This is a genomic window from Pseudoponticoccus marisrubri (assembly GCF_001482405.1).
Taxonomy (GTDB): domain Bacteria; phylum Pseudomonadota; class Alphaproteobacteria; order Rhodobacterales; family Rhodobacteraceae; genus Pseudoponticoccus; species Pseudoponticoccus marisrubri.
The window spans coordinates 39419-63308 of the sequence record NZ_LPXO01000002.1 but is presented as its reverse complement, the minus strand read 5'-3'; the positions used below and the strand labels follow the sequence as shown (position 1 = coordinate 63308).

General features: G+C 67.1%; 25 protein-coding genes. 15 read left to right on the top strand and 10 right to left on the bottom strand.

The window, feature by feature from the left end; translation table 11 throughout:
- The first annotated feature begins 196 nt into the window (after positions 1 to 196).
- The 4 genes from AVJ23_RS04020 (at position 197) to AVJ23_RS04005 (ending at position 4564) form a co-directional block, all read left to right on the top strand.
- Complete coding sequence (locus AVJ23_RS04020; RefSeq protein ID WP_084794322.1) at positions 197 to 1843, top strand: L,D-transpeptidase family protein; 1647 nt, start codon at positions 197 to 199, stop codon at positions 1841 to 1843.
- Between the two features lie 128 nt (positions 1844 to 1971).
- Positions 1972 to 3063: a UDP-3-O-(3-hydroxymyristoyl)glucosamine N-acyltransferase gene (lpxD, locus tag AVJ23_RS04015; protein WP_058860880.1), complete on the top strand. Its 1092-nt coding sequence runs from the start codon at positions 1972 to 1974 to the stop codon at positions 3061 to 3063.
- A gap of 35 nt (positions 3064 to 3098) precedes the next feature.
- Complete coding sequence (locus tag AVJ23_RS04010; protein ID WP_058860879.1) at positions 3099 to 3359, top strand: acyl carrier protein; 261 nt, start codon at positions 3099 to 3101, stop codon at positions 3357 to 3359.
- The gene (locus AVJ23_RS04005; protein WP_058860878.1) at positions 3356 to 4564 is read left to right on the top strand and encodes a beta-ketoacyl-[acyl-carrier-protein] synthase family protein; all 1209 of its coding nucleotides are present in this window, start codon (positions 3356 to 3358) and stop codon (positions 4562 to 4564) included. The genes AVJ23_RS04010 and AVJ23_RS04005 overlap by 4 nt, the downstream gene beginning before the upstream one ends.
- A 44-nt stretch (positions 4565 to 4608) precedes the next feature.
- Here AVJ23_RS04005 and AVJ23_RS04000 read toward each other — a convergent pair whose 3' ends face one another.
- Both AVJ23_RS04000 and mnmA read right to left on the bottom strand, forming a co-directional pair.
- Positions 4609 to 5844 carry an AGE family epimerase/isomerase gene (locus tag AVJ23_RS04000; protein ID WP_084794284.1) on the bottom strand — a complete coding sequence of 412 codons (1236 nt, stop codon included), beginning with the start codon at positions 5842 to 5844 and terminating at the stop codon, positions 4609 to 4611.
- A gap of 63 nt (positions 5845 to 5907) precedes the next feature.
- Entirely contained in the window at positions 5908 to 7050 is a 1143-nt protein-coding gene (gene mnmA / locus AVJ23_RS03995) for a tRNA 2-thiouridine(34) synthase MnmA (RefSeq protein WP_058860876.1), read from the bottom strand.
- A 123-nt stretch (positions 7051 to 7173) separates the two neighbouring features.
- Here mnmA and sciP point away from each other — a divergent pair, with 123 nt between their 5' ends.
- The 5 genes from sciP to AVJ23_RS23465 all read left to right on the top strand — a co-directional run bounded on the left by sciP (position 7174) and on the right by AVJ23_RS23465 (position 12884).
- A complete protein-coding gene (gene sciP / locus AVJ23_RS03990; RefSeq protein WP_058860875.1) occupies positions 7174 to 7452 on the top strand; it encodes a CtrA inhibitor SciP in 279 nt (92 codons plus the stop codon).
- A gap of 93 nt (positions 7453 to 7545) precedes the next feature.
- Positions 7546 to 8262: a response regulator transcription factor CtrA gene (gene ctrA, locus AVJ23_RS03985; RefSeq protein ID WP_058860874.1), complete on the top strand. Its 717-nt coding sequence runs from the start codon at positions 7546 to 7548 to the stop codon at positions 8260 to 8262.
- Between the two features lie 69 nt (positions 8263 to 8331).
- Positions 8332 to 10569 carry an NAD-dependent DNA ligase LigA gene (gene ligA / locus AVJ23_RS03980; RefSeq protein WP_058860873.1) on the top strand — a complete coding sequence of 746 codons (2238 nt, stop codon included), beginning with the start codon at positions 8332 to 8334 and terminating at the stop codon, positions 10567 to 10569.
- Positions 10566 to 12656 carry an ATP-dependent DNA helicase RecG gene (gene recG / locus AVJ23_RS03975; protein ID WP_058860872.1) on the top strand — a complete coding sequence of 697 codons (2091 nt, stop codon included), beginning with the start codon at positions 10566 to 10568 and terminating at the stop codon, positions 12654 to 12656. The genes ligA and recG overlap by 4 nt, the downstream gene beginning before the upstream one ends.
- Positions 12657 to 12761: 105 nt before the next feature.
- The gene (locus AVJ23_RS23465; RefSeq protein WP_276203206.1) at positions 12762 to 12884 is read left to right on the top strand and encodes a hypothetical protein; all 123 of its coding nucleotides are present in this window, start codon (positions 12762 to 12764) and stop codon (positions 12882 to 12884) included.
- A 183-nt stretch (positions 12885 to 13067) separates the two neighbouring features.
- Here the strand turns inward: AVJ23_RS23465 and AVJ23_RS03970 are convergent, their stop codons facing one another.
- Complete coding sequence (locus AVJ23_RS03970) at positions 13068 to 13520, bottom strand: iron-sulfur cluster assembly scaffold protein (RefSeq protein ID WP_058860871.1); 453 nt, start codon at positions 13518 to 13520, stop codon at positions 13068 to 13070.
- 67 nt (positions 13521 to 13587) lie between these two features.
- Between AVJ23_RS03970 and hisI the strand changes: the two genes are divergently transcribed.
- Positions 13588 to 13950: a phosphoribosyl-AMP cyclohydrolase gene (gene hisI / locus AVJ23_RS03965; protein ID WP_058860870.1), complete on the top strand. Its 363-nt coding sequence runs from the start codon at positions 13588 to 13590 to the stop codon at positions 13948 to 13950.
- A 6-nt stretch (positions 13951 to 13956) separates the two neighbouring features.
- On the opposite strand, the gene gluQRS is transcribed toward hisI, so the two are convergent.
- From gluQRS to AVJ23_RS03945, 4 genes are all read right to left on the bottom strand, one after another.
- Positions 13957 to 14838 carry a tRNA glutamyl-Q(34) synthetase GluQRS gene (gene gluQRS / locus AVJ23_RS03960; RefSeq protein WP_058860869.1) on the bottom strand — a complete coding sequence of 294 codons (882 nt, stop codon included), beginning with the start codon at positions 14836 to 14838 and terminating at the stop codon, positions 13957 to 13959.
- Positions 14835 to 15449, bottom strand: a complete 615-nt coding sequence (locus AVJ23_RS03955) for a class I SAM-dependent DNA methyltransferase (protein ID WP_058860868.1) — start codon at positions 15447 to 15449, stop codon at positions 14835 to 14837. Before AVJ23_RS03955 ends, gluQRS begins: the two co-directional genes overlap by 4 nt.
- Positions 15450 to 15462: 13 nt before the next feature.
- Positions 15463 to 16827 carry a methylenetetrahydrofolate--tRNA-(uracil(54)-C(5))-methyltransferase (FADH(2)-oxidizing) TrmFO gene (gene trmFO / locus AVJ23_RS03950; protein WP_058860867.1) on the bottom strand — a complete coding sequence of 455 codons (1365 nt, stop codon included), beginning with the start codon at positions 16825 to 16827 and terminating at the stop codon, positions 15463 to 15465.
- A 123-nt stretch (positions 16828 to 16950) separates the two neighbouring features.
- Positions 16951 to 17733 carry an enoyl-CoA hydratase gene (locus AVJ23_RS03945; protein ID WP_058861251.1) on the bottom strand — a complete coding sequence of 261 codons (783 nt, stop codon included), beginning with the start codon at positions 17731 to 17733 and terminating at the stop codon, positions 16951 to 16953.
- An 82-nt stretch (positions 17734 to 17815) separates the two neighbouring features.
- Here AVJ23_RS03945 and AVJ23_RS03940 point away from each other — a divergent pair, with 82 nt between their 5' ends.
- Together AVJ23_RS03940 and AVJ23_RS23460 are read left to right on the top strand one after the other, a co-directional pair.
- Positions 17816 to 18211, top strand: coding sequence for a PaaI family thioesterase (locus AVJ23_RS03940; protein WP_099045470.1), 396 nt, complete (start codon positions 17816 to 17818; stop codon positions 18209 to 18211).
- A gap of 84 nt (positions 18212 to 18295) precedes the next feature.
- Positions 18296 to 18430, top strand: a complete 135-nt coding sequence (locus AVJ23_RS23460; protein ID WP_276203205.1) for a hypothetical protein — start codon at positions 18296 to 18298, stop codon at positions 18428 to 18430.
- 53 nt (positions 18431 to 18483) lie between these two features.
- Here AVJ23_RS23460 and speE read toward each other — a convergent pair whose 3' ends face one another.
- Together speE and speD are read right to left on the bottom strand one after the other, a co-directional pair.
- Positions 18484 to 19329 (bottom strand): polyamine aminopropyltransferase, encoded by an 846-nt coding sequence (gene speE, locus AVJ23_RS03935; protein WP_058860865.1) that lies wholly within the window; start codon positions 19327 to 19329, stop codon positions 18484 to 18486.
- Between the two features lie 84 nt (positions 19330 to 19413).
- On the bottom strand, positions 19414 to 19929 hold the full coding sequence (speD, locus tag AVJ23_RS03930; protein ID WP_058860864.1) for an adenosylmethionine decarboxylase: 516 nt from the start codon (positions 19927 to 19929) through the stop codon (positions 19414 to 19416).
- A 395-nt stretch (positions 19930 to 20324) separates the two neighbouring features.
- Here speD and rplM point away from each other — a divergent pair, with 395 nt between their 5' ends.
- Together rplM and rpsI are read left to right on the top strand one after the other, a co-directional pair.
- Positions 20325 to 20789 carry a 50S ribosomal protein L13 gene (gene rplM, locus AVJ23_RS03925; RefSeq protein ID WP_058860863.1) on the top strand — a complete coding sequence of 155 codons (465 nt, stop codon included), beginning with the start codon at positions 20325 to 20327 and terminating at the stop codon, positions 20787 to 20789.
- Positions 20789 to 21289 (top strand): 30S ribosomal protein S9, encoded by a 501-nt coding sequence (gene rpsI / locus AVJ23_RS03920; RefSeq protein ID WP_058860862.1) that lies wholly within the window; start codon positions 20789 to 20791, stop codon positions 21287 to 21289. Before rplM ends, rpsI begins: the two co-directional genes overlap by 1 nt.
- Before the next feature lie 148 nt (positions 21290 to 21437).
- Here rpsI and AVJ23_RS03915 read toward each other — a convergent pair whose 3' ends face one another.
- Entirely contained in the window at positions 21438 to 22460 is a 1023-nt protein-coding gene (locus tag AVJ23_RS03915) for a glycosyltransferase family 2 protein (RefSeq protein ID WP_058860861.1), read from the bottom strand.
- Between the two features lie 184 nt (positions 22461 to 22644).
- Between AVJ23_RS03915 and AVJ23_RS22155 the strand changes: the two genes are divergently transcribed.
- Positions 22645 to 23793 carry a glycosyltransferase family 4 protein gene (locus tag AVJ23_RS22155; RefSeq protein WP_169795924.1) on the top strand — a complete coding sequence of 383 codons (1149 nt, stop codon included), beginning with the start codon at positions 22645 to 22647 and terminating at the stop codon, positions 23791 to 23793.
- Positions 23794 to 23890 lie beyond the last annotated feature (97 nt).

The following is a 23890-nucleotide window of genomic DNA, read 5'->3' as shown; positions in this document are numbered from 1 at the left end:
CAATTGGAATGATCAAGGGGATTTGGGCAGAAAACTGCTCAGTTCTGAGTCACTGTGACCTGTTCGCGCATCTGCCCCCGAAAGCCGCGGTTTCGTCTTCGCGGACAGGGTTTTGCGGAAAAGTGAGTGGACAGGTGGATGGCGCTGGGTAAACACTTGCGAAAGGTAGGAAATGCGCGCGTATGAGGGATTTTTGATGACTCGATTTCAACACCGGGTGACGGGGGGCGTCGTTCGCAGCCTTCTGGCGGCGGGCGGGTTCTGGCTGGCGGCCAGTGCCGGCGCGCAGGCCCAGCAGGCGACGGAAGCGGCCTTCGTCTTCAAGATGTCGGCCTACAAGCAGGCGGTGGCCGAATCCTTCGGCGATGACGAGTCGATCGCCGCCTTCTACCGCGGGCGCGACTTCGCCCCGATCTGGACGGGCTCCTCCGAGTCGGACCGTCTGCGGCGCGAGGCGCTGCTCGAGGCCTTTGCCATGGCCGACGATCACGGCCTGCCGGTGCGCGAGTTCGACGCCCAGCGGCTGATGGCCAAGATGGCGCAGGCCCGCACCGGGCGCGACCGCGGCATGGTCGAGATCGAGCTGACGCGCAGCTTCGTCGCCTTCGCCCATGCGCTGCAATCCGGCGTGCTGGAGCCCGGCCGCATCATCTCGGGCATCAAGCGCGAACCGCCGCGCCGCGACCCGCAATTGCTGCTGACCCGTCTGATCGAGGAAGATCCCCGCGCGGTAATGCGCAGCCTTGCGCCCACCAGCCCCGAATATACCCGCCTGATGCGCGCCAAGCTGCGCATGGAGCATCGCATCCAGCATGGTGGCTGGGGGCAGGCCGTGCCGGCCGGCTCGCTCAAGCCGGGCAATGCCGGCAACGCGGTGGTGGCGCTGCGCAACCGGCTGACGGCCATGGGCTACATGGCGCCCTCGCTCAGCCCGCGCTACGACGCCGCGCTGGAAGAGGCGGTGAGCCAGTTCCAGGAGGATCACGGGCTCGAGCCCGATGGCGTGGCCGGCAGCTCCACCATGCGCGAGATCAACGTCTCGCCCGAAGAGCGGCTGAAATCCATCATGGTCGCCATGGAGCGCGAGCGCTGGCTGAACCTGCCCGAGGGGCTGGGCCAGCGGCATGTGCGCGTGAACCTCGTGAATTTTCACGCACAGATCTTCGACGACGATAAACTGACCTTTGAGACCAAGTCGGTGATCGGCCACCAGAACCGCGACCGCCGCACGCCGGAATTCTCGGACGTGATGGACCACATGGTCATCAACCCGTCCTGGTACGTGCCGCGCTCGATCATCGTGAACGAGTACCTGCCCCTGCTGCGCGCCAATCCCGGCGCCGTGGGCCACCTGCAGGTGATCGATTCCCGCGGGCGCGTCGTGCCGCGCTACCACGGCTTTGCGCGCTACTCGGCCTCGACCTTCCCGTTCTCGATGAAACAGCCGCCGGGACCGCGCAACGCGCTGGGATCGGTCAAGTTCATGTTCCCGAACCGCTACAACATCTACCTGCACGACACGCCGTCGCAGCATCTCTTCTCGCGGCAGGTGCGCACCTTCAGCCATGGCTGCATCCGGCTCGACGATCCGCATGACTTCGCCTATGCGCTGCTGGCCAAGCAGGAGGCCAACCCGGTCGACTATTTCCACCGGATACTCGATTCCGGGCAGGAGACCCATGTCGATCTGGTGGAGCCCGTGCCGGTGCACCTGATCTACCGGACGGCCTTTACCCAGGCCAAGGGGCAGATGAACTACCGCGACGACGTCTATGACCGCGATGCGCGGCTGTGGCAGGCGCTGTCGGCCAAGGGCGTGTCGCTGCGTCTCGGCCGGACCTGACCGCAGGACCATGACTGCGCCGCGCGAGGGGTGAGCCCTTGCGCGGCGTGATTTTTTCCCCGGCTTGCCGCCCCCGGCCGCAACGCCTACACCTTGCCGCGCAGGATGCAGAATGCGGAGGCAGGGCCTTGTCCTACACGATAGACGAGATCGCCGCGGCGCTCGGGTTCCGGGCCGAAGGCGACGGCACGATCCGGGTCGACAGCGTGGCCGAGCCGGCCTCGGCCGCGCCGGGCCAGCTGGCGCTGGCGATGAAGCCCGATTTCGCCGCCGCCCTGCCGCAGGGCGCCGCCCGCGCCGCGATGCTGTGGGACGGGGCGGATTGGCAGGGCTACGGGCTGTCTGCCGCGATCCTGGCGCCGCGGCCGCGCTTTGCCATGGCGGGCCTGTCGGCGATGATGGATGCCGGGCAGGGCTACGCGCCCGGCATCCATCCGTCCGCCGTGATCGACCCCTCGGCCGAGATCGGCGCCGATGTCGCCATCGGGCCGCTCTGCGTGATCGGGCCGGGCGCCCGGATCGCGGCGGGCTCGGTGCTGGGCCCGCAGGTGCAGATCGGCTGGCAAGCCGAGATCGGGCCCGGCGGGTTGCTGCATGCCGGCGTCCGGATCGGGGCACGGGTGCGGATCGGGGCGCGCTTCGTCGCACAGCCGGGGGCCTGCGTCGGTGCGGACGGGTTCTCTTTCGTTACGCCCGAGCCCTCGGGCGCCGAGCGGGCCCGCGCCAGCCTTGGCCAGGAGGGCACTGCCACGGCGCAAGCTTGGGCGCGCATCCACAGCCTGGGCGCGGTGAGCATCGGCGACGATGTCGAGCTGGGCGCCAACAGCTGTATCGACCGCGGCACGGTGCGCGACACGCGGGTGGGCGATGGCTGCAAGTTCGACAATCTCGTGCAGGTGGGCCACAACGTGATCATGGGGCGCGATTGCCTGTGCTGCGCGCAGACGGGGATCGCCGGCTCGACCGTGATCGGCGATCACGTGGTGCTGGGCGGGCAGTCTGGCGTGTCCGACAACCTGACCGTGGGCGCGGGCGCGGTGATCGGCGCCGCCTCGACCGTCCTGTCCAACGTGCCTGCGGGCCGCATGATGCTGGGCTACCCGGCGGTCCGGATGGACACGCATGTGGAAAGCTACAAGGGCCTGCGCCGGTTGCCGCGCCTGTTCCGGGACGTCGCGGATCTCAAGAAAGCGGTTTCCAAGCTGGCGGGGAATGACTAAATCACGGGCCGGTACAAGAAAGGTGGGCCGGGATCATGAATGTCAAAGACAAGGTGGTCGAGATCATCGCCGAGCAGGCCATGCTGGAGCCTTCGGACGTGACCATGGACAGCACGCCGGAAGACCTGGGCATCGACAGCCTCGGTCTGGTAGAGTCGATCTTCTCGATCGAGGAGGCGTTCGACATCTCGGTGCCGTTCAACGCCAATGATCCGACCGAGAGCGATTTCGACATTTCGACCGTGGGCCGCATCGTCGAGGGCATCGAGAAGCTGATCGCCGAGCAGAAAGCGTGAACAGGGTCGTCATCACAGGTGCGGGCACGATCAACCCGCTGGGCCAGTCCGTCCCCGAGACGCAGGAGGCCATGCGCGAGGGGCGCTGCGGCATCGGCGCGCTGGAATTCCGCGATGTCGAACGGCTGGCCATCCGCATCGGCGGGCAGGTCAAGGGGTTCGAGCCCGACAGCGTGTTCAACCGCCAGCAGCTGGCGCTTTATGACCGGTTCACGCAGTTCACCCTGCTGGCCGCGCGGCAGGCGGTGACGCAATCGGGGCTGCAATTCATCGGCGAGCTGGCCGACCGCTCGGGCGTGATCCTGGGCACCTCGGGGGGCGGGCTGCTGACGCAGGACGAGAATTACCGCGCCGTCTACGAGGACGGCAAGAACCGCGTGCATCCCTTCGTCGTGCCCAAGCTGATGAACAACGCTGCCGCCAGCCATGTCAGCATGGAGTTCAACGTCAAGGGGCCCAGCTTTACCGTCGCCACGGCCTGTGCCTCGTCGAACCACGCGATGGGGCAGGCCTTCATGATGATTCGCTCCGGGCTCTGCACGGCGATGATCACCGGCGGGTCGGAATCCATGCTGTGCTTTGGCGGAGTGAAGGCTTGGGAAGGGCTGCGGGTGATGTCCAAGGATGCCTGCCGGCCCTTCTCGGCCACGCGCAACGGCATGGTGCAGGGCGAGGGCGCGGGCGTTTTCGTCTTCGAAGAATACGAGCATGCGCGCGCCCGGGGCGCCGAGATCCTGGGCGAGGTGATCGGTTTCGCCATGACCTCGGACGCGGCCGATATCGTCATGCCCTCGCGGCAGGGCGCGTCACGCGCGATCTCGGGGGCGCTGAAGGATGGCCGCATCGCGCGGGACCGCGTGGGCTATATCAACGCCCATGGCACCGGCACGGCGGCCAACGACAAGACCGAATGCGCCGCGGTGGCCGATGTCTTCGGCACCCATGCCGACGACCTGATGATCTCGTCCACCAAGTCGATGCATGGCCACCTGATCGGCGGCACCGGCGCGGTGGAGCTTCTGGCCTGCCTGATGGCGCTGAACGAGGGCGTGATCGCGCCCACGATCGGCTATGAAGAGCCCGATCCCGAATGCGCGCTGGACGTGGTGCCCAACACCGCGCGCGAGGCCGAGGTGGACGTGGTCCTGTCCAACGCCTTCGCCTTTGGCGGGCTGAACGCGGTGCTGGCGCTCAGCCGCGCCTGAGGGCGTCTTGATGATCCGTCACTGAAAGCCGCGCGGGCGGAGGGTCAGCCCTCCGCCGCCAGCGCGTCATGGTAGCGCGACAGGCCGGGCAGGGTCGGGAACAGGTCCGCCTGCAGCGCGTGGTAGATGTCGGGCTTGCCCTGGAACTGCGTCTCGGCCGGGCGGCCTGCCGCGTCGATCTCGGGGAACCAGCCACCGCGCGCGTGATCGACGAAATGCGCATCGGCGAACTGCCAGAGCCGGCGGTACCAGGCCTCGTCCTCGGCGCGCCGCTCCAGCTTGATGAGCGAGGCCAGCACGCCGATCGCCTCGGTCACCGGCCACCAGTAGCGGGAGCGGATGCGCGGGCTGCCGTCGAAATTCAGCGTGTAGAAGAAACCGCCGCCCTCGGGATCCCAAGCGCGGCTCAGCGCGGCATCGACCACGTTGCGCACGATCTGCGGCGTGTCATCCGCCGGCCGGCCCGCAAGGTCCCAGTGATGCAGCATCAGCCGGCCCATCTCGAAGGAATGGCCGGGCGTGGTGGCCGCCGGGCGGAACATCGGGTCTTCCTCGTAATCGGGCGTCACCTGCCAGTCCGCATCGTAATGCTCGGGCAGGCGCCAGTCATGGGCCGGCGCCATGCCGCGCATGAAGAACTCCATGATCCGGCCCGCGCGGGTCAGGAAATGCTCGCGCCCCGTCACCTCGTAGGCGGTCAGCAGCGCCTCGACCCCGTGCATGTTGGCGTTCATCCCGCGATAGGCCGAGAAGGGCGTCCAGTCGCGCGCCCATTCATCGACAAAGCGCCCCGCGTCGTCGTCCCAGAATTGCGCGTCGAGACAGGCCGAGATGTCGTCGATCAGCGCGTCGGCATCCGGGTGGCCGACCCGCTGCGCGCTGGCCCCGGCCAAAAGCACGAAGACGTGGCCATAGGCCAGCTTGCGCCCGTCCACCACGCCGGCATCATTCACGCCCCAGAGATAGCCGCCATGTTCGGCGTCGCGGTGAAACCGCTGCAGGCAGGCCATGCCGTGGTCGATCAGCGCCTCGCAATCGGGCCAGCCGCCCAGATGCGCCAGCGCGTAGGAATGCACCATGCGGGTGGTGGCGTGCAGCTCCTGCACCGGGTCGGGCCGGGGCGTGCCGTCCTGCGCCAGCTGGTGAAACCCACCCTCGGGGCGCTTTGCGGCGCGGAAGAAGTCGATCGCGCGGGTGGCGTCCATGCGCAGCCAGTCCCGGTGCGCCGTGCTGTCGATCCAGAAGCCATCATCCGACGCGGGTCCGGGCGGGGTGGTCATGCGCATGTCTCCTCAAGCTGTCGCAGGACCACTCATACCCGGTTTCACGCCGGTTGGAACCCGTCAGGCGCCGCGCCAGATCCAGCCGCCACCAAACACCCGGCTGCCCTCGCTTTCGTAGAAAACGCAGGCCTGCCCGGGGCTTACACCCTCTTCCGGGGACAGAAGCTCGACCTCCGCCTCGGTCTCCGACAGTGGCCGGATGATCGCCTCGGCCGGGGGGCGGGTCGAGCGCAGCTTGACCGACAGGTGCCACGCCTCGCGCGAGGTGAAGGGCGCGTCGCCCAGCCAGTTGATCTCGCGCACCGGCACGGTGCGGGTGGCCAGCATCTCCTTGGGCCCGACGACCACGCGGCGGTTGTCGACGTCCAGGCGCACCACGTAGAGCGGGTCGCTCAGCCCGCCGATGCCAAGGCCGCGGCGCTGGCCGATCGTGTAGTGGATCACGCCCTTGTGCTGGCCCAGGACGCGGCCATCGGCATGCACGATCTCGCCCGGCTCGGCCGCGCCGGGGCGCAGCTTCTCGATCACGCCGGCATAGTTGCCGTCGGGCACGAAGCAGATGTCCTGGCTGTCAGGCTTGTCGGCGACGGCCAGCCCGTATTTCGCGGCCAGCTCGCGCGTCGCGTCCTTGGAGGGCAGGTGGCCCAGCGGAAAGCGCAGGAAATCCAGCTGCGTCTGGGTGGTAGAGAACAGGAAATAGCTCTGGTCGCGGGTCCAGTCCGCGGCGCGGTGCAGCTCGGCCCCCGCGGCGCCGGTCTTGCGCTGGATGTAATGGCCCGTGGCCATGCAATCGGCTTCGAGATCCTGCGCGGTCTCGAGCAGATCCTTGAACTTCACCCGCTCGTTGCAGCGGATGCAGGGCACCGGCGTCGCCCCGCCAAGATAGCTGTCGGCGAATTCCTCGATCACCGCCTCGCGGAAGATATTCTCGTAATCCAGCACGTAATGCGGAAAGCCCATCTCCTCGGCGACGCGGCGCGCATCGTGTATGTCGATCCCGGCGCAACAGGCGCCCTTCTTGGCCAGCGCGGCGCCGTGGTCATAAAGCTGAAGCGTGACGCCGACCACGTCATAGCCTTCGTCCTTCAGCATCGCGGCCACGACCGAGCTGTCGACGCCGCCGGACATGGCAACGACGACGCGCGTCTCGGATGGCGGTTTGGGCAGGCCCAGCGAATTCAGCGGGCGCGTGTCGAGCGGCATGTCAAATCTCCGGATGGTCCGGCGGAATATAGGAAAATCCGACATACTCTCAACCCCCGGTTTTAGGCGCCGTTAAGCGTGCCGCGGCTTTATGTCCGCCACCGAGGCTGTGGAGATAAAGTGATGTTTCTCAAGAAGGTGGATGGGCCGCGCGCGGTCAGGCTTCCCGATGGCAGCACGATGACCCGCGCGGATCTGCCGCCCGCCGACACGCGGCGCTGGGTCGCTTCGCGCAAGGCGGCGGTGGTCAGGGCGGTGCAATTCGGCCTGATCACCGAGGCGCAGGCGCTGAGCCGATACGGGCTCAGCGACGAGGAACTGACCGAATGGATCAAGGCGGCCGCGATACACGGCGAAGATGCGCTCAAGGTCACGCGCGTGCAGAAATATCGGCAACTTTAGGTTGAACCCCGCCTTGATCTCCTTAAGGTAATCAGGCGTTAACCTTTTTCGCCCAGTTTCGGCCGAGTGAGAGATTCATCTGGAGACAGCCCCATGCGCATCCTGTTGGTGGAAGACGATCCGACGACCTCCAAGAGCATCGAGCTCATGCTGAGCCATGCCAACCTGAACGTCTACGCCACGGATCTGGGGGAAGAGGGGCTCGACCTCGCCAAGCTCTACGACTACGACCTGATCCTCCTGGATCTCAACCTGCCGGACATGAACGGGCACGAGGTGCTGCGCCAGCTGCGCGTCGCGCGGATCGAGACGCCGATCCTGATCCTCTCGGGCGAGGACGATACACAAAGCAAGATCAAGGGGTTCGGCTTCGGCGCGGATGACTACCTGACCAAGCCGTTCCACCGGGACGAACTGGTGGCCCGCATCCATGCCATCATTCGCCGCTCCAAGGGGCATTCGCAGTCGATCATCCGCACCGGCAAGGTCTCGGTCAATCTCGATGCCAAGACGGTCGAGGTTGCCGGCAAGCCGGTGCACCTGACCGGCAAGGAATACCAGATGCTCGAACTGCTCTCGCTGCGCAAGGGCACCACCCTGACCAAAGAGATGTTCCTCAACCATCTCTACGGCGGCATGGACGAGCCCGAGCTCAAGATCATCGACGTGTTCATCTGCAAGTTGCGCAAGAAGCTTTCCGTGGCGACCGGCGACGACAACTATATCGAGACCGTCTGGGGCCGCGGCTATGTGCTGCGCGATCCCGAACCCAGCCGCGACGAGCAGAAGGCAATGGCCGCCAACGGCTGATCGGCTGGACCTTGCCGGGGACCCCGCCTATCACGTGTACAAGGGCGGGTCTGCAAGAAGGGCAGGGTCATGGCAGAGACACCGGTGGACGAACTGGACGAGGCCGCGGCGCGGTCCGAACTGGAGGCGCTGGCCGAGCGCCTGGCCGAAGCCAACGCGGCCTATCACCGCGATGACGCGCCCACGATCACGGATGCCGAGTATGACCGGCTGAAACAGCGCAATGCCGCGATCGAGGCGCGATTCCCGCAGCTGAAGCGCAGCGACAGCCCCAGCGACCAGGTCGGTGCCGCCCCGGCCGAGGGATTCTCCAAGGTGCGCCACGCGGTGCGCATGATGTCGCTGGCCAATGCCTTCGACGCCCAGGACATCGCCGATTTCGACCGCGGGCTGCGCCGCTATCTCGGCCTAAAGGACAGCGATGCGCTAACCTACACGGCCGAGCCCAAGATCGACGGTCTGTCTCTGTCGCTGCGCTACGAGGACGGCGTGCTGGTGCAGGCCGCCACCCGCGGCGACGGGACCGAGGGCGAGAATGTCACCGCCAATGCGCGCACCATCGACGATATCCCCGAACGGCTAAAGGGGGCGCCCGAGCTGCTGGAGGTGCGTGGCGAGGTCTACATGAGCCACGCCGATTTCGCCGATCTGAACGAGCGGCAGGCCGCGAAGGGCGCCAAGACCTTCGCCAATCCGCGCAACGCCGCCGCCGGGTCCCTGCGCCAGCTCGATTCGGCGATCACCCGCGACCGGCCGCTGCGCTTCTTCGCCTATTCCTGGGGCGCACTCTCGGCGCCGCTGGCCGAAACGCAGATGCAGGCCATCGCGCGGCTGGCCGAGCTGGGATTCCAGACCAACCCGCTCACCGCCCGCTGCGCCGATCCCGACGCGATGCTGGCCCATTACGCCAGGATCGAGGAGCAGCGCGCGACACTCGGCTATGACATCGACGGCGTGGTCTACAAGGTCGACGACCTGTCGCTGCAGGAACGGCTGGGCTTCCGCTCGACCACGCCCCGCTGGGCGATCGCGCACAAGTTCCCGGCCGAGCTGGCCTGGACCCGGCTGGAAGCGATCGACATCCAGGTGGGCCGCACCGGCGCGCTCAGCCCCGTGGCCCGGCTGACGCCGGTGACCGTCGGCGGCGTCGTGGTCAGCAACGCGACCCTGCACAACGAGGATTACATCGCCGGGCGCGACAGCTCGGGCGCGCCGATCCGAGACGGCAAGGACATCCGCGAAGGCGACTGGGTGCAGGTCTACCGCGCCGGCGACGTGATCCCCAAACTGGCCGATGTCGACCTGTCGAAACGCCCCGACGATGCCGTACCCTATGCCTTTCCGCAGACCTGCCCGGAATGTGGCTCGGACGCGATCCGGGAGGAGGGCGATGCCGTGCGCCGCTGCTCTGGCGGGTTGATCTGCCCGGCGCAAGCGGTTGAAAAGCTGAAGCATTTCGTCTCACGCGCCGCGTTCGACATCGAGGGGCTGGGTGCCAAGCAGGTCGAGCAGTTCTACCTTGATGGCTGGATCCGCGAGCCCGCCGACATCTTTCGCCTGCGCGAGCAATACAGCGAGGGCCTGCAACAGCTGAAAAACCGCGAGGGCTGGGGCGAGAAATCGGCGGCCAACCTGTTCAACGCGATCGACGAGCGGCGCGAGATCGCGCTGGGTCGTCTGATCTTCGCGCTCGGCATCCGTCACGTGGGCGAGGTGGCCTCCAACGATCTTGCGCGGCACTACCTGCGTTGGCAGGCCCTGGTCGATGCCGTGGACGCCGCGCAGCCGGCGATGGAGGCGCATCGCCGCGCCGACGCGGCCGAGGCCGAGGAGCGGCGCAAGGCCGAGGCTGAGGGGCGCCGCGCCCGCATCAAGGAGACGCGGGAGGCCGCCTGGGCCGACACCCCGTCCGAGGCGCGCGCCGCCTGGGACGAGCTGGTGGGCATCGACGGGATCGGCACCGTCGCGGCCGAAGCGCTGGTCACCGCGATGACGCAGGAGGCTGAGCGCGCCTCGATCGACCGGCTTGTGGCGCTGCTCGACCCGCAGGAGGCCGAACGCCCGGCGGATGACGGCTCTCCGGTGGCGGGCAAGACCGTGGTCTTCACCGGCAGCCTCGAGAAGATGACCCGGGCAGAGGCCAAGGCCCGCGCCGAGAGCCTTGGCGCCAAGGTCTCGGGCTCGGTCTCGAAGAAGACCGATATCGTGGTCGCGGGCCCGGGTGCGGGATCGAAGGAGAAGAAGGCGCAGGAGCTGGGGCTGACCATCCTCGACGAGGATGGCTGGTTGGAGTTGATCGGCGGATGAGCGGACGGCCCGAGGCGCTCTGGCCGCTCTTCGCGGATCTCAAGGGGCTGGACGGGATCGGCCCCAAGACGGCGCAGGCGCTGCACCAGATCGACATCGACACGCCGCGCGACCTGTTGATGACGCTGCCCTATTCCGGGATCGGCCGGCGGCTGCGCCCGACGCTGCGCGGGGCCGAGCTGCCCGCGACGCTGACCGTGACGGTGACGGTCGGGCAGCATCGGCCGCCGCGCAACAAGGGTGGCGCTTACCGGATCGAGGTCGACGATGCCGAGACGCGGTTCCAGCTGGTCTTTTTCCGCGGCCGTGCAGACTACCTGACGCGGCAATTGCCGACCGGCGCGCGGCGCGTGGTCTCGGGGCGGGTGGAACTTTTCGACAACGTGCCGCAGATGGTGCATCCCGATCACATCCTGCCGCCAGACGAGGCCGACACGCTGCCGGGGTTCGAACCCGTCTACCCGCTGACCTCGGGCGTGACGCAGCGCGTGATGACGCGGGCCATGGCCGATGCGCTGACCCGTCTACCCGAGCTGCCGGAATGGATCGACGGCGCGCAGGTGGCGCGCGAAGGCTGGCCCGGCTGGGCCGCGGCGATCCGCGCGGTGCATGCACCCGAGGGCAATGCCGATCTCGCCGCCACCGCCCCGGCGCGTGCACGTCTGGCCTATGACGAGCTGATGGCGCACCAGCTGACCCTGGCGCTGGCCCGGCAGGCGCGTCGGCGCAATCGCGGCACGCCCACGGCGGGGGACGGCCGGCTGCGCAACCGCGTGCTGGCGGCGCTGCCCTACGAGCCGACCGGCGCCCAGCACCGCGCCATGCGCGAGATCGCGGATGACATGGGCCGGCCCGAGCGCATGAACCGGCTGCTGCAGGGCGATGTGGGGGCGGGCAAGACGCTGGTTGCTTTCATGGCGCTGCTGGTCGCGGTCGAGGCGGGCGGGCAGGGCGTCATGATGGCCCCGACCGAGATCCTCGCCCGCCAGCATCTTGAAGGGTTGCAGCCGCTGGCCGAATCCGCGGGCGTCGTGCTCGAACTGCTGACCGGGCGCGACAAGGGGGCCGAACGGGCCGCGAAGCTGGCCGCACTGGCCGAGGGGCGGATCCAGATCCTCGTCGGCACCCATGCGGTGTTCCAGAAGGACGTGGTCTTTTCGGATCTGCGGCTGGCCATCGTCGACGAACAGCACCGCTTCGGCGTGCGCCAGCGGCTGGAACTGGGCCGCAAGGGCGCCGGCGCGCATGTGCTGGTCATGACCGCCACGCCGATCCCGCGCAGCCTGTCGTTGGCGCAATATGGCGACATGGATGTCTCGGTGCTGAACGAGAAGCCGCCGGGCCGGCAGCCGATCAAGACCGCGCTCACCTCGGTCGAGCGGATGGAGGAGGTGGTCGACCACCTGCGCCGGGCCGTGGCCGAGGGGCGGCAGGCCTACTGGGTCTGCCCGCTGGTCGAGGAAAGCGAGAATTCCGACCTGATGGCCGCCGAGGCCCGGTTCCGGACCCTGCGCGCGGCGCTTGGTGAGGGCGTGGTCGGCCTGGTCCATGGTCAGATGCCCCCAGCCGAGAAGGACGCGGCCATGGCCGATTTCGTCGAGGGGCGCACCGGCGTGCTGGTGGCGACCACGGTGATCGAGGTCGGGGTGAACGTGCCCAACGCCTCGATCATGGTGATCGAGCGGGCCGAGACCTTCGGCTTGGCCCAGCTGCACCAGTTGCGCGGGCGGGTCGGGCGCGGCGCCGCGGCCTCGACCTGCCTGCTGATGTATGCCCCGCCGCTGAGCGAGGGTGGCATGAAGCGCCTGACCACCCTGCGCGAGACCGAGGACGGGTTCCGCATCTCGGAGGTCGATCTCGAGATGCGCGGCGCCGGCGACCTGATCGGCGTGGCGCAGTCGGGCCTGCCGCGCTTCCGCGTCGCGGATCTGGAACGGCAGGCCGGGCTGATGGCGGTGGCGCAATCCGATGCGCGGCGGCTTCTGTCGGACGATCCGGGTCTGACCGGCCCGCGCGGCGAGGCGGCGCGCCTGCTGCTCTGGCTGATGCGGCAGGACGAGGCGATCAACCTGATCTCGGTCGGCTGACGCGTCCGTTCCAATTTGTTCTCAAATGTTCTCATTAAGTTCTTTACAGGGGCTTAAGAATATGAGAACAAAGGTGCAACAAGCAGCGCCGAGAGGAGGAAGGCCATGATCGACACCGTCAAGGACGTGCTCAGCCGCCAGCAACAGACGCTCTGGCAGGATGCGCTTGGTGCCCTGTCCCTCGTCGTCATCCTCTTCGGCACGCTTCACCTGCCCGCGTTTCTCTAGTTTCTGCCTGCGTGTTCACTTCCCCGGATCCCGGCCCGTCTCTGTCCCGACGGCCGGACCTGTCCCAACGGTTTTCCTGCCTGGAGCCGCTCTGATCCGGTGTCCCCAAACGCAACACGCGCCTTTCCGCCGCCTCCTCCCCGGGAGTGCGGCGGTTTTTTTTGTTCTGTCAAAGCGGGTGGGTCAGGCGGTCTGGGTCGCCTGTGCCTGGTCGGCCGCCTCGCTTGTTGCGTCCAGCGCCAGCATGATCGAGGCATGGCGGTTCTTGTAGGCCGCGGCCGGGCGCAGCACTTCCAGCCCGTCAAAGGGGGCCGCGGGGGTCGGCCCGTCTTCCTTGAGCATCCGGCGCAGCGCCTCGCGCGCCTCGGCGATCTGGTCGGGCGTGCAGCCGATGATGGCGCCGCCCACGACCGACGCCGCGGCCTGGCCCAGGGCGCAGGCCTTCACGTCCTGGCCATATTCCGTCACCTTGCCGTCGCGCAGCGTCAGGTCCACCGTCACGGTCGAGCCGCAGAGCGGCGAGCGCTTCTTGACGGTCGCATCCGGCGCCTCCAGACGCGCGGTCCGGGGGATGTCTGCGGCCAGTTCAAGGATGCGGCCGGAATAGAGCTTGATCAGGTCGGTCTCGCCGGACATGGGTTTTCCTCCACGCGTCTTCCCCTTACATAGGCGCAGCCCGCGCTGATGCAAAAAGGTATTTTCCATGGCTTTCGATCCTGACACGCTTGTCTATGACGCCAACGGGCTCGTTCCCTGCATCGCGCAGGCCGAGGGCACGGGCGAGGTGCTGATGATGGCGTGGATGACTGCCGATGCGGTGCGCAAGACGCTCGAGACGGGGCGGGTCACCTACTGGTCCCGCTCGCGCCAGGCCTTCTGGATCAAGGGTGAGACCTCGGGTCACACCCAGGCGCTGATCGATCTGCGCGTCGATTGCGACCGCGACTGCCTGCTGGCCATCGTCCGGCAGGAGGGGCCTGCCTGCCACACGAACCGTCGGTCCTGCTTCTATACCTCCGTCACGAATGGCGATGAGGTGGAGCTGATGAAACCGATGGTCGACTGACCGGGCCTAAAGCCCGATCATGGCGCGCAGTTCCTGTGGGCTGAGGCCTTGGTCGCGATAAGTGGCAATGGCACGCGCATCATCGCGCTTTGCCAGCCGCTTGCCCGCCGCATCACGGATCAGCCGGTGGTGCAGGTAGCGCGGGCGGCTCAGGCCCAGCAAATCCTGCAGGATGGTGTGGATGAAGGTGGCGTCGTGCAGATCTGCGCCGCGGATGACATGCGTGACCGCCTGCGCGGCATCATCCACCACCACGGCCAGGTGATAGGCCGCGCCCGCATCGCGTCGCGCCAGCACCACGTCGCCGATCCCGCTCAAGATTTCTTCACGTGATTTTTCAGGGTTTTGCGGCGCGTCATTCAGGTCTTGCATGAAGGTCTCGAAGCGCAAGGGGCGCGTGTCGGTCACGCCGATCCGCTCCAATGCGCCGGCCATGTCGAGGCGCAGCGTCCTGTTGGTCGGACGGCCCCGCCCGACCCATGCGGCCCGCTCCGCGCGGCAGGTGCCCGGATAGACCAACCCGTCCGGCCCCTCGATCGGCGCGCCTTCCTGCGGGGCGGAGAGCGCCTCGCGAATGTCGCGTCGCGTGCAGCGGCAGGGGTAGAGCAGACCCATCTGCCACAAACGGTCCAGCGCGGCCTCATATTCGGCGTGGCACTCCGATTGCTTGCGGCAGGGCTCGGGCCAGGACAGGCCAAGCCAGGTCAGATCATCCTTGATCTGCGCCTCCCATTCCGGGCGGGCGCGGCTTTGGTCCAGATCGTCGATGCGCAAAAGGAAAGTGCCGCCCTCGGCCTGCGCGAGGTCGAAGCCCAGCAGCGCCGAAAAGGCATGGCCAAGATGCAGCGGGCCGGTCGGGGACGGGGCGAAACGCGTGGTGAATGTCACACTTTTTCAAGCACGTAGACGGTGGCGTTCATGTTCATGCCGGGCAGGTGCGGCCCGTCTTCGCGGAAATGCTCGCGCAGCACCCCTTCGCCGATCAGCGCCTCGACCCGGCCGTGATAGGCCGGATCCTGCAGCGTGTGATCGTTGAAGGAGAACACCGTCAGCCCACCGGATGGCAGGGCCTCGACAATGCGGTCGAGCACCGAGAGCGGCGCAGCCCCTGCGCCGATGACCCCGATGGCGCAGATCGCGCTGTACCCCTCGGGCAGCGGGTCGTCGGGCCCGATGGGGGACAGGTCGCGATAGACCTCCTTCTTGCGGGCCTCTTCCAGCATCCCGGGCGACAGGTCGCGCCCGTCGATCGTGGTAAACCCGGCGAGGCGCAGCGCCAGCCCGGACAGGCCGGTGCCGCAGCCCATGTCGAGGATCGGCGCGTCCGGGTCGGTCAGGAAGGCGTGCAGCGCCTGCGCGCAGCGGCCCGGGGTGGCATAGCCCTGCTGTGCCACCTCTGCCTCGTAACGCGTTGACCAATCGTCATAAAGTGCGCGCGTGCCGTCGCTGTCGCGGGTCTTGTAGACCTTGTCGAAGAAGCTGTCCGTGTCATCCGTCATGCACACAAGGGTCCTATTCCGCGGCGTGACCGTCAAGCCCCTGTTGGCCCAGCCAACCCTGCCACGCGGCCTTGGCCCGATCTGTATAGGCCTTGTAACGGTCGCGCCGGCCCCTGCGTCCACCGCGCACGCCGTCCAGCGGGCGGAACAGGCCGAAATTCACGTTCATCGGCTGGAAGGTCTTGGCCTCGGCCCCGCCCGAGATGTGGTGGATCAACGCGCCATGGGCGCTGTCCTGCGGCACGGTCGGCAGGGGCAGGCCCTGCAGCTCGGCCGCGGCCATACGGCCGGCAATCAGGCCCATGGCGGCGGATTCCACGTAGCCTTCGACCCCGGTGACCTGGCCGGCGAAGCGGATATTGGGGCGCGAGCGCAGGCGCATCTGCGCGTCGAGTAGCGTGGGGCTGTTCAGGAAGGTGTTGCGATGGATGCCGCCAAGCCGCGCGAAAGAGGCATTCTCGAGCCCCGGAATCGTCTTGAAAACAGCGGTTTGCGCGCCGTACTTCATCTTTGTCTGGAAGCCCACGATATTGTAGAGCGTCCCCAGCGCATTGTCGCGGCGCAGCTGCACCACGGCATAAGGCTTGGTCTCGGGATCATGCGCATTGGTCAGGCCGATGGGCTTCATCGGCCCGTGGCGCAGCGTCTCGCGGCCGCGCTCGGCCATGACCTCGATCGGCAGGCAGCCATCGAAGTAAGTGGCTGTTTCGCCTTCATGAAATTCGGTCTTCTCGGCCGCCAGAAGCGCGTCGATAAAGGCCTCGTACTGGTCGCGGGTCATCGGGCAGTTGAGGTAGGCGCGGCGCTCTGCCTCGGTCTCGCCCTTGTCATAGCGCGATTGTTCCCAGGCGACGGACATGTCGATGCTGTCGGCATAGACGATGGGGGCGATGGCGTCGAAGAAGGCCAGCCGGTCGGTGCCGGTCTCGGCGCGGATCGCCGCTCCCAGCGCGTCCGAGGTGAGCGGGCCGGTGGCGAAGATCCACTGGCCCTCGGACGGCAGATCGGTGATTTCCTCGTTGGAAATCAGGATGTTGGGGTGGTTGCGCAGGATCTGCGTGATGTGCTCGGAGAACCCTTCGCGGTCGACGGCCAGCGCGCCGCCGGCGGGCAGCCGGTTGCGGTCGGCCGAGGCCATCACCAGACTGTCGGCGGCGCGCATCTCCCAATGCAGGAGCCCCACGGCGTTCTGTTCGTCATCATCCGAGCGGAAGGAATTGGAGCAGACCATTTCCCCCAGTTTTTCAGTATGATGCGCGAAGGTCTTAACCTTGGGGCGCATCTCGTGGATGACCACCTGGATGCCGGCCTGTGCGGCCTGCCACGCGGCTTCGGAGCCGGCCATGCCGCCGCCGACGATATGAAGTGTCTGTGTCATGGGTTCCGATCTATGCGTGCTCTGCGTCGATGGAAAGGCGGAGGGGGCGCTCCCGCGCTCCGCCGGCAAATTGTCCGTTTCGTACGTTTCGGGCAGGGATCTCGCCGAAACGTCCGAAACCCGTCAGGCCCAGTCGGGCTTGCGCTTCTCGATGAAGGCCGAGATGCCTTCCTCGGTGTCGCGCCACAGCATGTTCTCGACCATGTTGGCGCCGGTGAAGGCATAGGCCGCGTCGAGATCCATGCTCATCTGGTCGTAGAAGGATTGCTTGCCGATCTTGACCGCGGCAGTCAGCTTGGCGGCCACGGTCTCGGCCAGTTCGCGCGTTGCGGTCTCGAGCGCGTCCTGCGGGACGACGCGGTTGACCAGGCCAAGGCGCTCGGCCTCCTGCGCCTCGATGAACTGGCCGGTGGTCAGCATCTCGAAGGCGCGCTTGGCGGGGATGTTGCGGGTCAGCGCCACCATGGGGGTGGAGCAGAAGAGCCCGATATTCACCCCGTTCACACCAAAGCGCGTGCCCTCGGCGGCGACGGCCATGTCGCAGGAGGCGACCAGCTGGCAACCGGCGGCGGTGGCGATGCCGTGGACCTGCGCGAGGCCCTGCTGGGGCAGGCGCTGCAGCCCCGACATTACCTTGGCGCAGCGGCTGAAGAGATCGGCGAAATAGGCGCGCCCGCCATCCTCGGATTGCCGGCCGGCCTGCATCTGCTTGAGGTCATGGCCCGCGCAGAAGGCCTTGCCCGCACCGGACAGGATCACCACGCGCGTCTCGCGATCCTCGGCCAGCGCGTCGATCTGCGCCTGCAGCGCGGCCAGCATCTCGTCCGAGAGGGCGTTGAGCTTTTGCGGGGCGTTGAGGTGCAGGTGGGCGATGCCCCCCGCGTCACTGCGGTCGAGAAGTTGCATCTTGTCCTCCATGTCGGGGCGAGATTAGCTGCGCCAAAAGCGAAAGGACAGGCCCTTGGCATTGAAGATCGAGGCAGAGGAAATGGCGGCATTCCTCGAAGAGGTGTTTCCGCAGGTGCGCGGCATGTTCGCGATCGACCGGCTGGACGAGGAGCTGCTGGTGATGCGGCTTCTGGGCGACGAGCGGCACCTGCGCCCGGGCGGCACCGTGTCGGGGCCGGCCATGTTCAGCCTGGCCGACGTGGCGGCCTATGTGGCGACCATGGCGCGGATCGGCCGGCAGGCGCTGACCGTGACCACGCATTGCTCGATCGATTTCATGCGCAAGCCCGCGGCGGGCCGCGACGTGCTGGCCGAGGCGCGGGTGCTCAAGCTGGGTCGGTCGCTGTCGGTGACCGATGTGCTGCTGTTCAGCGAGGGCAGTCCCGAACCGGTGGCCCATGCCAGCCTGACCTATGCCATCCCGCCGGCCCGCTAGCCGGTGGAACGGCCGGGCCCCGGGCGCGTTCCCGGGAAGACAGGCGGCGCATCCCGCGCCGCGAGGCCCAGAGGAGGACAGCAGATGAATCTCGGAGGCATGATTCGCCGCGCGGTGCGTGGCTTTTCCCGCTCGCGCCATCACGGCCATCCGCGCCGGACCCATGGCAGTCCCGAGCGCCAAGTGGCGCGCGGGCTGATGCGGATGATCCGCAAGTAGGTGCGCGACCGTACAGGCGCCCCCGATCCGCCGGGTCGGGGGCGTTTTGCAGCTCAGGGCAGGCATTTCACCACGTAGGCGGGCAGGGCGAAGGCCGCCTTGTGCACCTCGGGCGTGTAGTAGAACGGATCGAGCCCGGCCGCGGCAAAGCGGTCCTGCAGCGTCTCCAGCGGGGTGTCGCGCGACGTGCCGTCCGTGCCCCAGCCAAAGGCCATGGGCCCGCCCGCATAGGTCGGGATCGTCGCCATGTAGCAGGTGGCATCCGCGAACAGCGCCTGGAAGGCCCGCATCGTGTTGGTCAGTTCCTCGGCCTGCAGGAAGGGCACCCCGTTCTGGGTCACGAGGATGCCGCCGGGGGCCAGCGCGCGCTTGGCATGGCCATAGAACGTGTCGGTGAACAGAACCTCGCCCGGGCCGATCGGGTCGGTGCTGTCGACGATGATGACATCAAAGCCGCCCTCGGTCGTCTTCATGAAGGCCGCACCGTCGTCGATCACGAGGCTCAGGCGCGGATCGTCGAAGGCCCCCTGGCTGAGCGTGGGCAGGTACTCCTTGGAAAACTCGACCACGCCGGCGTCGATCTCGACCATGGTGACATGGGTGACGCTGTCATGGCGCAGCACCTCGCGCGCCATGCCGCCATCGCCGCCGCCCACGATGCAGACGCGTTTCGCCGCGCCATGGGCGAGGATCGGCACATGGGTCAGCATCTCGTGGTAGATGGCGTTGTCGCCTTCGGTGGTCTGGACCACGTCATCCAGCGTCAGCACGCGGCCGAAGGTGCCGTTCTCGAAGACCTTCAGGCGCTGGTGATCGGTCTCGCTGTCATAGAGCACGCGGTCGAGCTTGAGCGCCTGGGCGTGATGGGGGTGAAGCTTTTCCTGCATCCAGTCGGACATCGGGGCCTCCGTGAGCTGGGTCTTGGAACGTAAAACGCCCCGGCAGCGGGCCGGGGCGTCAGGATCTGGGTCGGACCCGGCGGATCAGGCCGCCAGCGTCGCGCCGTCCACGAGGCCTTCGCCCCGGCGCAGCGCCTTGACGCGCACGTCATCGGTGTCGAAGGCGGCCTTGAGCACGTCCACCGCCAGCCAGGGGCGCGCGTCGCCGCACATGAACACGTCGAAGGCGCCATAGCCGATCTCGGGCCAGGTGTGCACGGAGATGTGGCTCTCGGCCAGCACGGCCACGCCGGAGACGCCCTGCGGCGAGAACTTGTGCGTGTGGATGTGCAGCAGCGTGGCGCCGCAGGTGTCCACGCAGTCGCGGAAGGCCTGCTGGATGCGCGCCTCGTCATCCAGCCCGTCGCCATTGACCACCTCGATGATCAGGTGATTGCCGGCATAGACGCTTTCGCCATCGCGGATGAAGTGATCCTCGCGGTCGTCATCCATGACGTCGCGCGGGGCCACGGGTGCGGGGGCGAGACCCCGGGTGGTGTCTTCCTCGTGGGCGCCTGTCTCCAGACCGTACCCCAGTTGGAAGAGGTTGATGTCCTTCATGACATGCTCCTCTCTCAATCCAGCAGTGCGTTCCAGTCGGTTCCTTAGCGCCCCCCGAAGACAATGGCGCCCTGCGTTGGCGGCAGGGCGTACGGGTTGGGATCGGTTCCGAAAGTGAGGCCCACCTATGACCCGACCCCGAGTCGATCAAGAGAAAATTCCGTCGGCGGTGAAGTTTTGCCGAAATGTCACGGTTGTGCGGGGCTGTCCTGTGGGTGAAGACGGGGTGAAGAATGTGGGGTATCTGGGTACCGTATTTTCAAGTCTCTGGTTTTGTTGTGTTTTCCTGCGCATTCCGCGCTTGACTGGAAAATCGGCGCCTGTATAACCCCGCAATCGGATTTCGGGCCGGGCCTCTTGCGGGGCGCGGCCCTTTCAATCGAACGGGTGATAACATGAAAACCTTCTCTGCGACCCCGGCAGACATCGAGAAGTCGTGGATCGTGATCGATGCCGAGGGCATCGTTCTCGGCCGCCTCGCCTCGATCGTCGCCCAGCGTCTGCGCGGCAAGCACAAGCCGTCCTTCACGCCCCACATGGACATGGGGGACAACGTGATCGTGGTGAATGCCGACAAGATCCAGCTGACCGGCAACAAGCGTCAGGAAAACTTCTACTGGCACACCGGCCATCCCGGCGGGATCAAGTCGCGCACCAAGGAGCAGATCCTCGAGGGCGCACATCCCGAGCGGGTCGTCTTCCAGGCCGTCAAGCGCATGCTGCCGGGCAACCGCCTGGCGCGCAAGCAGCTGACCAACCTGCGCATCTATGCCGGTGCCGAGCATCCGCACGAGGCCCAGAACCCGACGGTTCTGGACGTCAAATCGAAGAACTCCAAGAATACCCGGGTGGCGAAATAATGGCTGATCAGATTTCTTCGCTGGACGAACTGGCCAAGGCCGTGACCGAGGACCTGGGCGGTGTGCAGGGCGCCGAAGAGCTCGAAACCCCGCGCGAGCCGGTGCGTGACGAGCTGGGCCGCTCCTATGCCACGGGCAAGCGGAAGGACGCGGTGGCCCGCGTCTGGATCAAGCCGGGCTCGGGCAAGGTGGTCGTGAACGGCAAGGAGATGGACAAGTATTTTGCCCGTCCCGTGCTGCAGCTGATCCTGCGCCAGCCCTTCCAGATCGCCGGTGTCGAGGGCGAGTTCGACGTGATGGCGACCGTCAAGGGCGGTGGCCTGACCGGCCAGGCCGGCGCGGTCAAGCACGGCATCTCGAAGGCGCTGCAGCTCTACGATCCCTCGCTGCGCGCGCCGCTGAAGGCCGCCGGCTTCCTGACCCGCGACAGCCGCGTGGTGGAACGCAAGAAGTTCGGCCGCCGCAAGGCCCGCCGCTCGTTCCAGTTCTCGAAGCGTTAAGCCGGGAGGTCGGGTGCATACCCACCCGGCACATCTGGCGAAACGTATCGGAAAGGGGCTCTTCGGGGCCCCTTTTTCGTGGCGCGGTCGTCGATCAGAGGCGAATGGCTTCGAGAGGTCCGGTATTGCGAGTCTTGCCCGGACGGAGTCAGTAGATCGCGTTGCAGGTTTGACGCAGACTGTCGAAGCCGGTTAGCGGGACCGATAAAGGCGACATGAAGCTGGCCTGCTCCCGGCGCATCCGGGCCAGCATGGCATCGACGCGCTGGTAATCCGCGTTGCCCTTCGAATAACCGCCTGCCTCCAGCGCCCATTCCAGCTTGCGCAACATTCCCGGCGTGTACCGGTAGTGAAGCAGTGGCAGGAGCATGGAACAGCTGAGCGGCAGCGTGGTGACATGGCTGTTGAGATAGTAGGCACTAGCGGACCAGCGCTGAAGGATCGGCTTGACCAGCGTGCCCGAGGGCGACTTGCGTGCCCCGCGCAGGCGCAGTTTCAGACTTTGAAAGCGTGACAGGTCGGGTTTGTCCGCGAAGGCGACGTCAAGCCTGTGGCGCACGCCGACATAGTGGTGGCGGGGCGGCTTGCCCTTGCGCATGGAAAAATGTCGGACGCCATCAAAGAACCAAGCGGCCTTGGGATACACGAAACCCGTCTCGTCATAAGCGGACAGGTCGGAGATGCTGCGCGGGTAGAGGTCGATCATGCCGCCCCAGGCGCCCCGCGCATGTTCGGCCTCGAGGCGTGCGATGACATCGGGCAGCCGGGTTTTCGAGGGCAGCAGCAGGAATTCATCCGCGTCGCATTGCAACGCCCAGCCATCAGCGCAGAATCGGTTCATCAAGCCGGTGCGCCAAACATGGATCATGCGGGTGTCGGGTTTGCCGCGCAGCGCGGGAGGGAGGCTGTCGGGATCGGGTTTGTCGCCGTATCGGTACGACGACGCCAGCAGGCAGACATCGGGCTGCGTGGCGAGAAAGTCGGGCGTGCCGTCGTCGGAGGCGTCGTCGAGCACAAAAAAGCGTTCCACCCCGAGCGCGCGATAATGATCCAGGAAATCCGGCAACAGAAAACGTTCGTTTCGGACCACCAGCACCAGCGGCAAGCCGGGGGCGGCAGAGAGGTCGTTGTTGCGGATTTCAACGTCCGTTGCGGTGGCGTGATCGATCATGCGGGTGGACCCTGTGTCGCGTTCGCCCCGGATAGGGCTTGGGCCGCGACCCTAGGCGGTGGCGGCGCGAATGTCACCCATCGCCCGTCGCCCGTCACCGGTCGCAAGGCACAGGTACTTAGGCAATCCCGCACGCTTGGGGCTGCGTGCTGGCGTGCAAGCGTGGCTTGCACTAACAACGAGGGTGTCCAAACTTCTGAAAGGGGTGGCTGTGACCGCGCTCAGGATTCTGTTTCCCTATACCGGCGACAGTGTCGGCGGCTCTCACATGTCTTCGCTCTTGCTGGCGGCGGCTTTGCGGGACGCGCGATTCGAGGTCGTGCTTGGTCTGCATCGTACCGGCGGAGCATTGGAGGCGCACCTGCGCGAACGCGGTGAGGACTGGATTAAGCTTCCGGATGTCTCTGCGCCGAAGCTGCGGGCGCCTTGGCGGCAGTGGTGGCCGCGCCGTGCCGCGCAGCGGCGGCTGGCGCCGGTTCTGGAAACGAGGCAGTTCGACATTGTGCACAGCCACGACATGCGCAATCATCTGATCTGGAGCGCCGCCACAGCACAGGGCCGTACGCGCCACGTCTGGCATCAACGCACGCCCGCATCGGGCCGCCACATGACCGACTGGGGACGTCGCGCGGATGCCTTCATCGCGGTGTCGCGGTTTACCTGCGACAGCCTGCCCGGGCCGCTAAGGCCCCATGCACGTGTCGTGTACAATCCATTCGTGGTGGAGCAGCAGGCGGATCCCGCGCAACGCGCGGCGCTGCGGGCCGAAATCGGCGCGCCGCCGGACGCCGCGGTGATCGGATTTGCTGCCAATTTCTCGGACCGCAAGCGCCCGGAGCTGTTTGTGGAGATCGCCGCACGGGTGGCGGCCGAGTATAGCGGCACGGTCCGGTTCCCGATGTTCGGCGCGCTGAACGAGCCGCAGCTAAGCCGCGTGCGGGCGCGCATTGCCGAGCTGGGTCTCGAGGACCGCGTCTTGCTGATCGGACCGAAGCGGCCTTTTGTGCCGCTCCTCGCGGGCTTGTCGGTGCTGGTGGCCCCGGCGCGGCGGGAAGCCTTGGGCCGGACGCTGATAGAGGCCGGGCTGGCCGGCGTGCCGGTGGTGGCCACGCGTGAAGGCGGCAACCTCGAAATCGTCGAGGACGGGCGGACCGGGCGGTTGGTGCCGCCGGACGACACCGCGGGTTTCGCCGCAGCCGTGCTGGACACGCTGGCCAATCCCCAAGCGAGCGACGCGCAGTGCCGGGCAGCGCAGGCGCGCTGCCGCGAGCTGTTCTCGCTGGACAGCCACCTAGCGCGGATCGAAGAGATCTATGCCGGCATCGTCGGTTGAGCGCGCCGGACCGGGCGGGCGGTCCGCCGAGGTTGAAGGCCGGTCCTGCCGGACCGGATGCCGGTCCCGCCCGGAACCCGGTCTTTGGGGCCGGGCG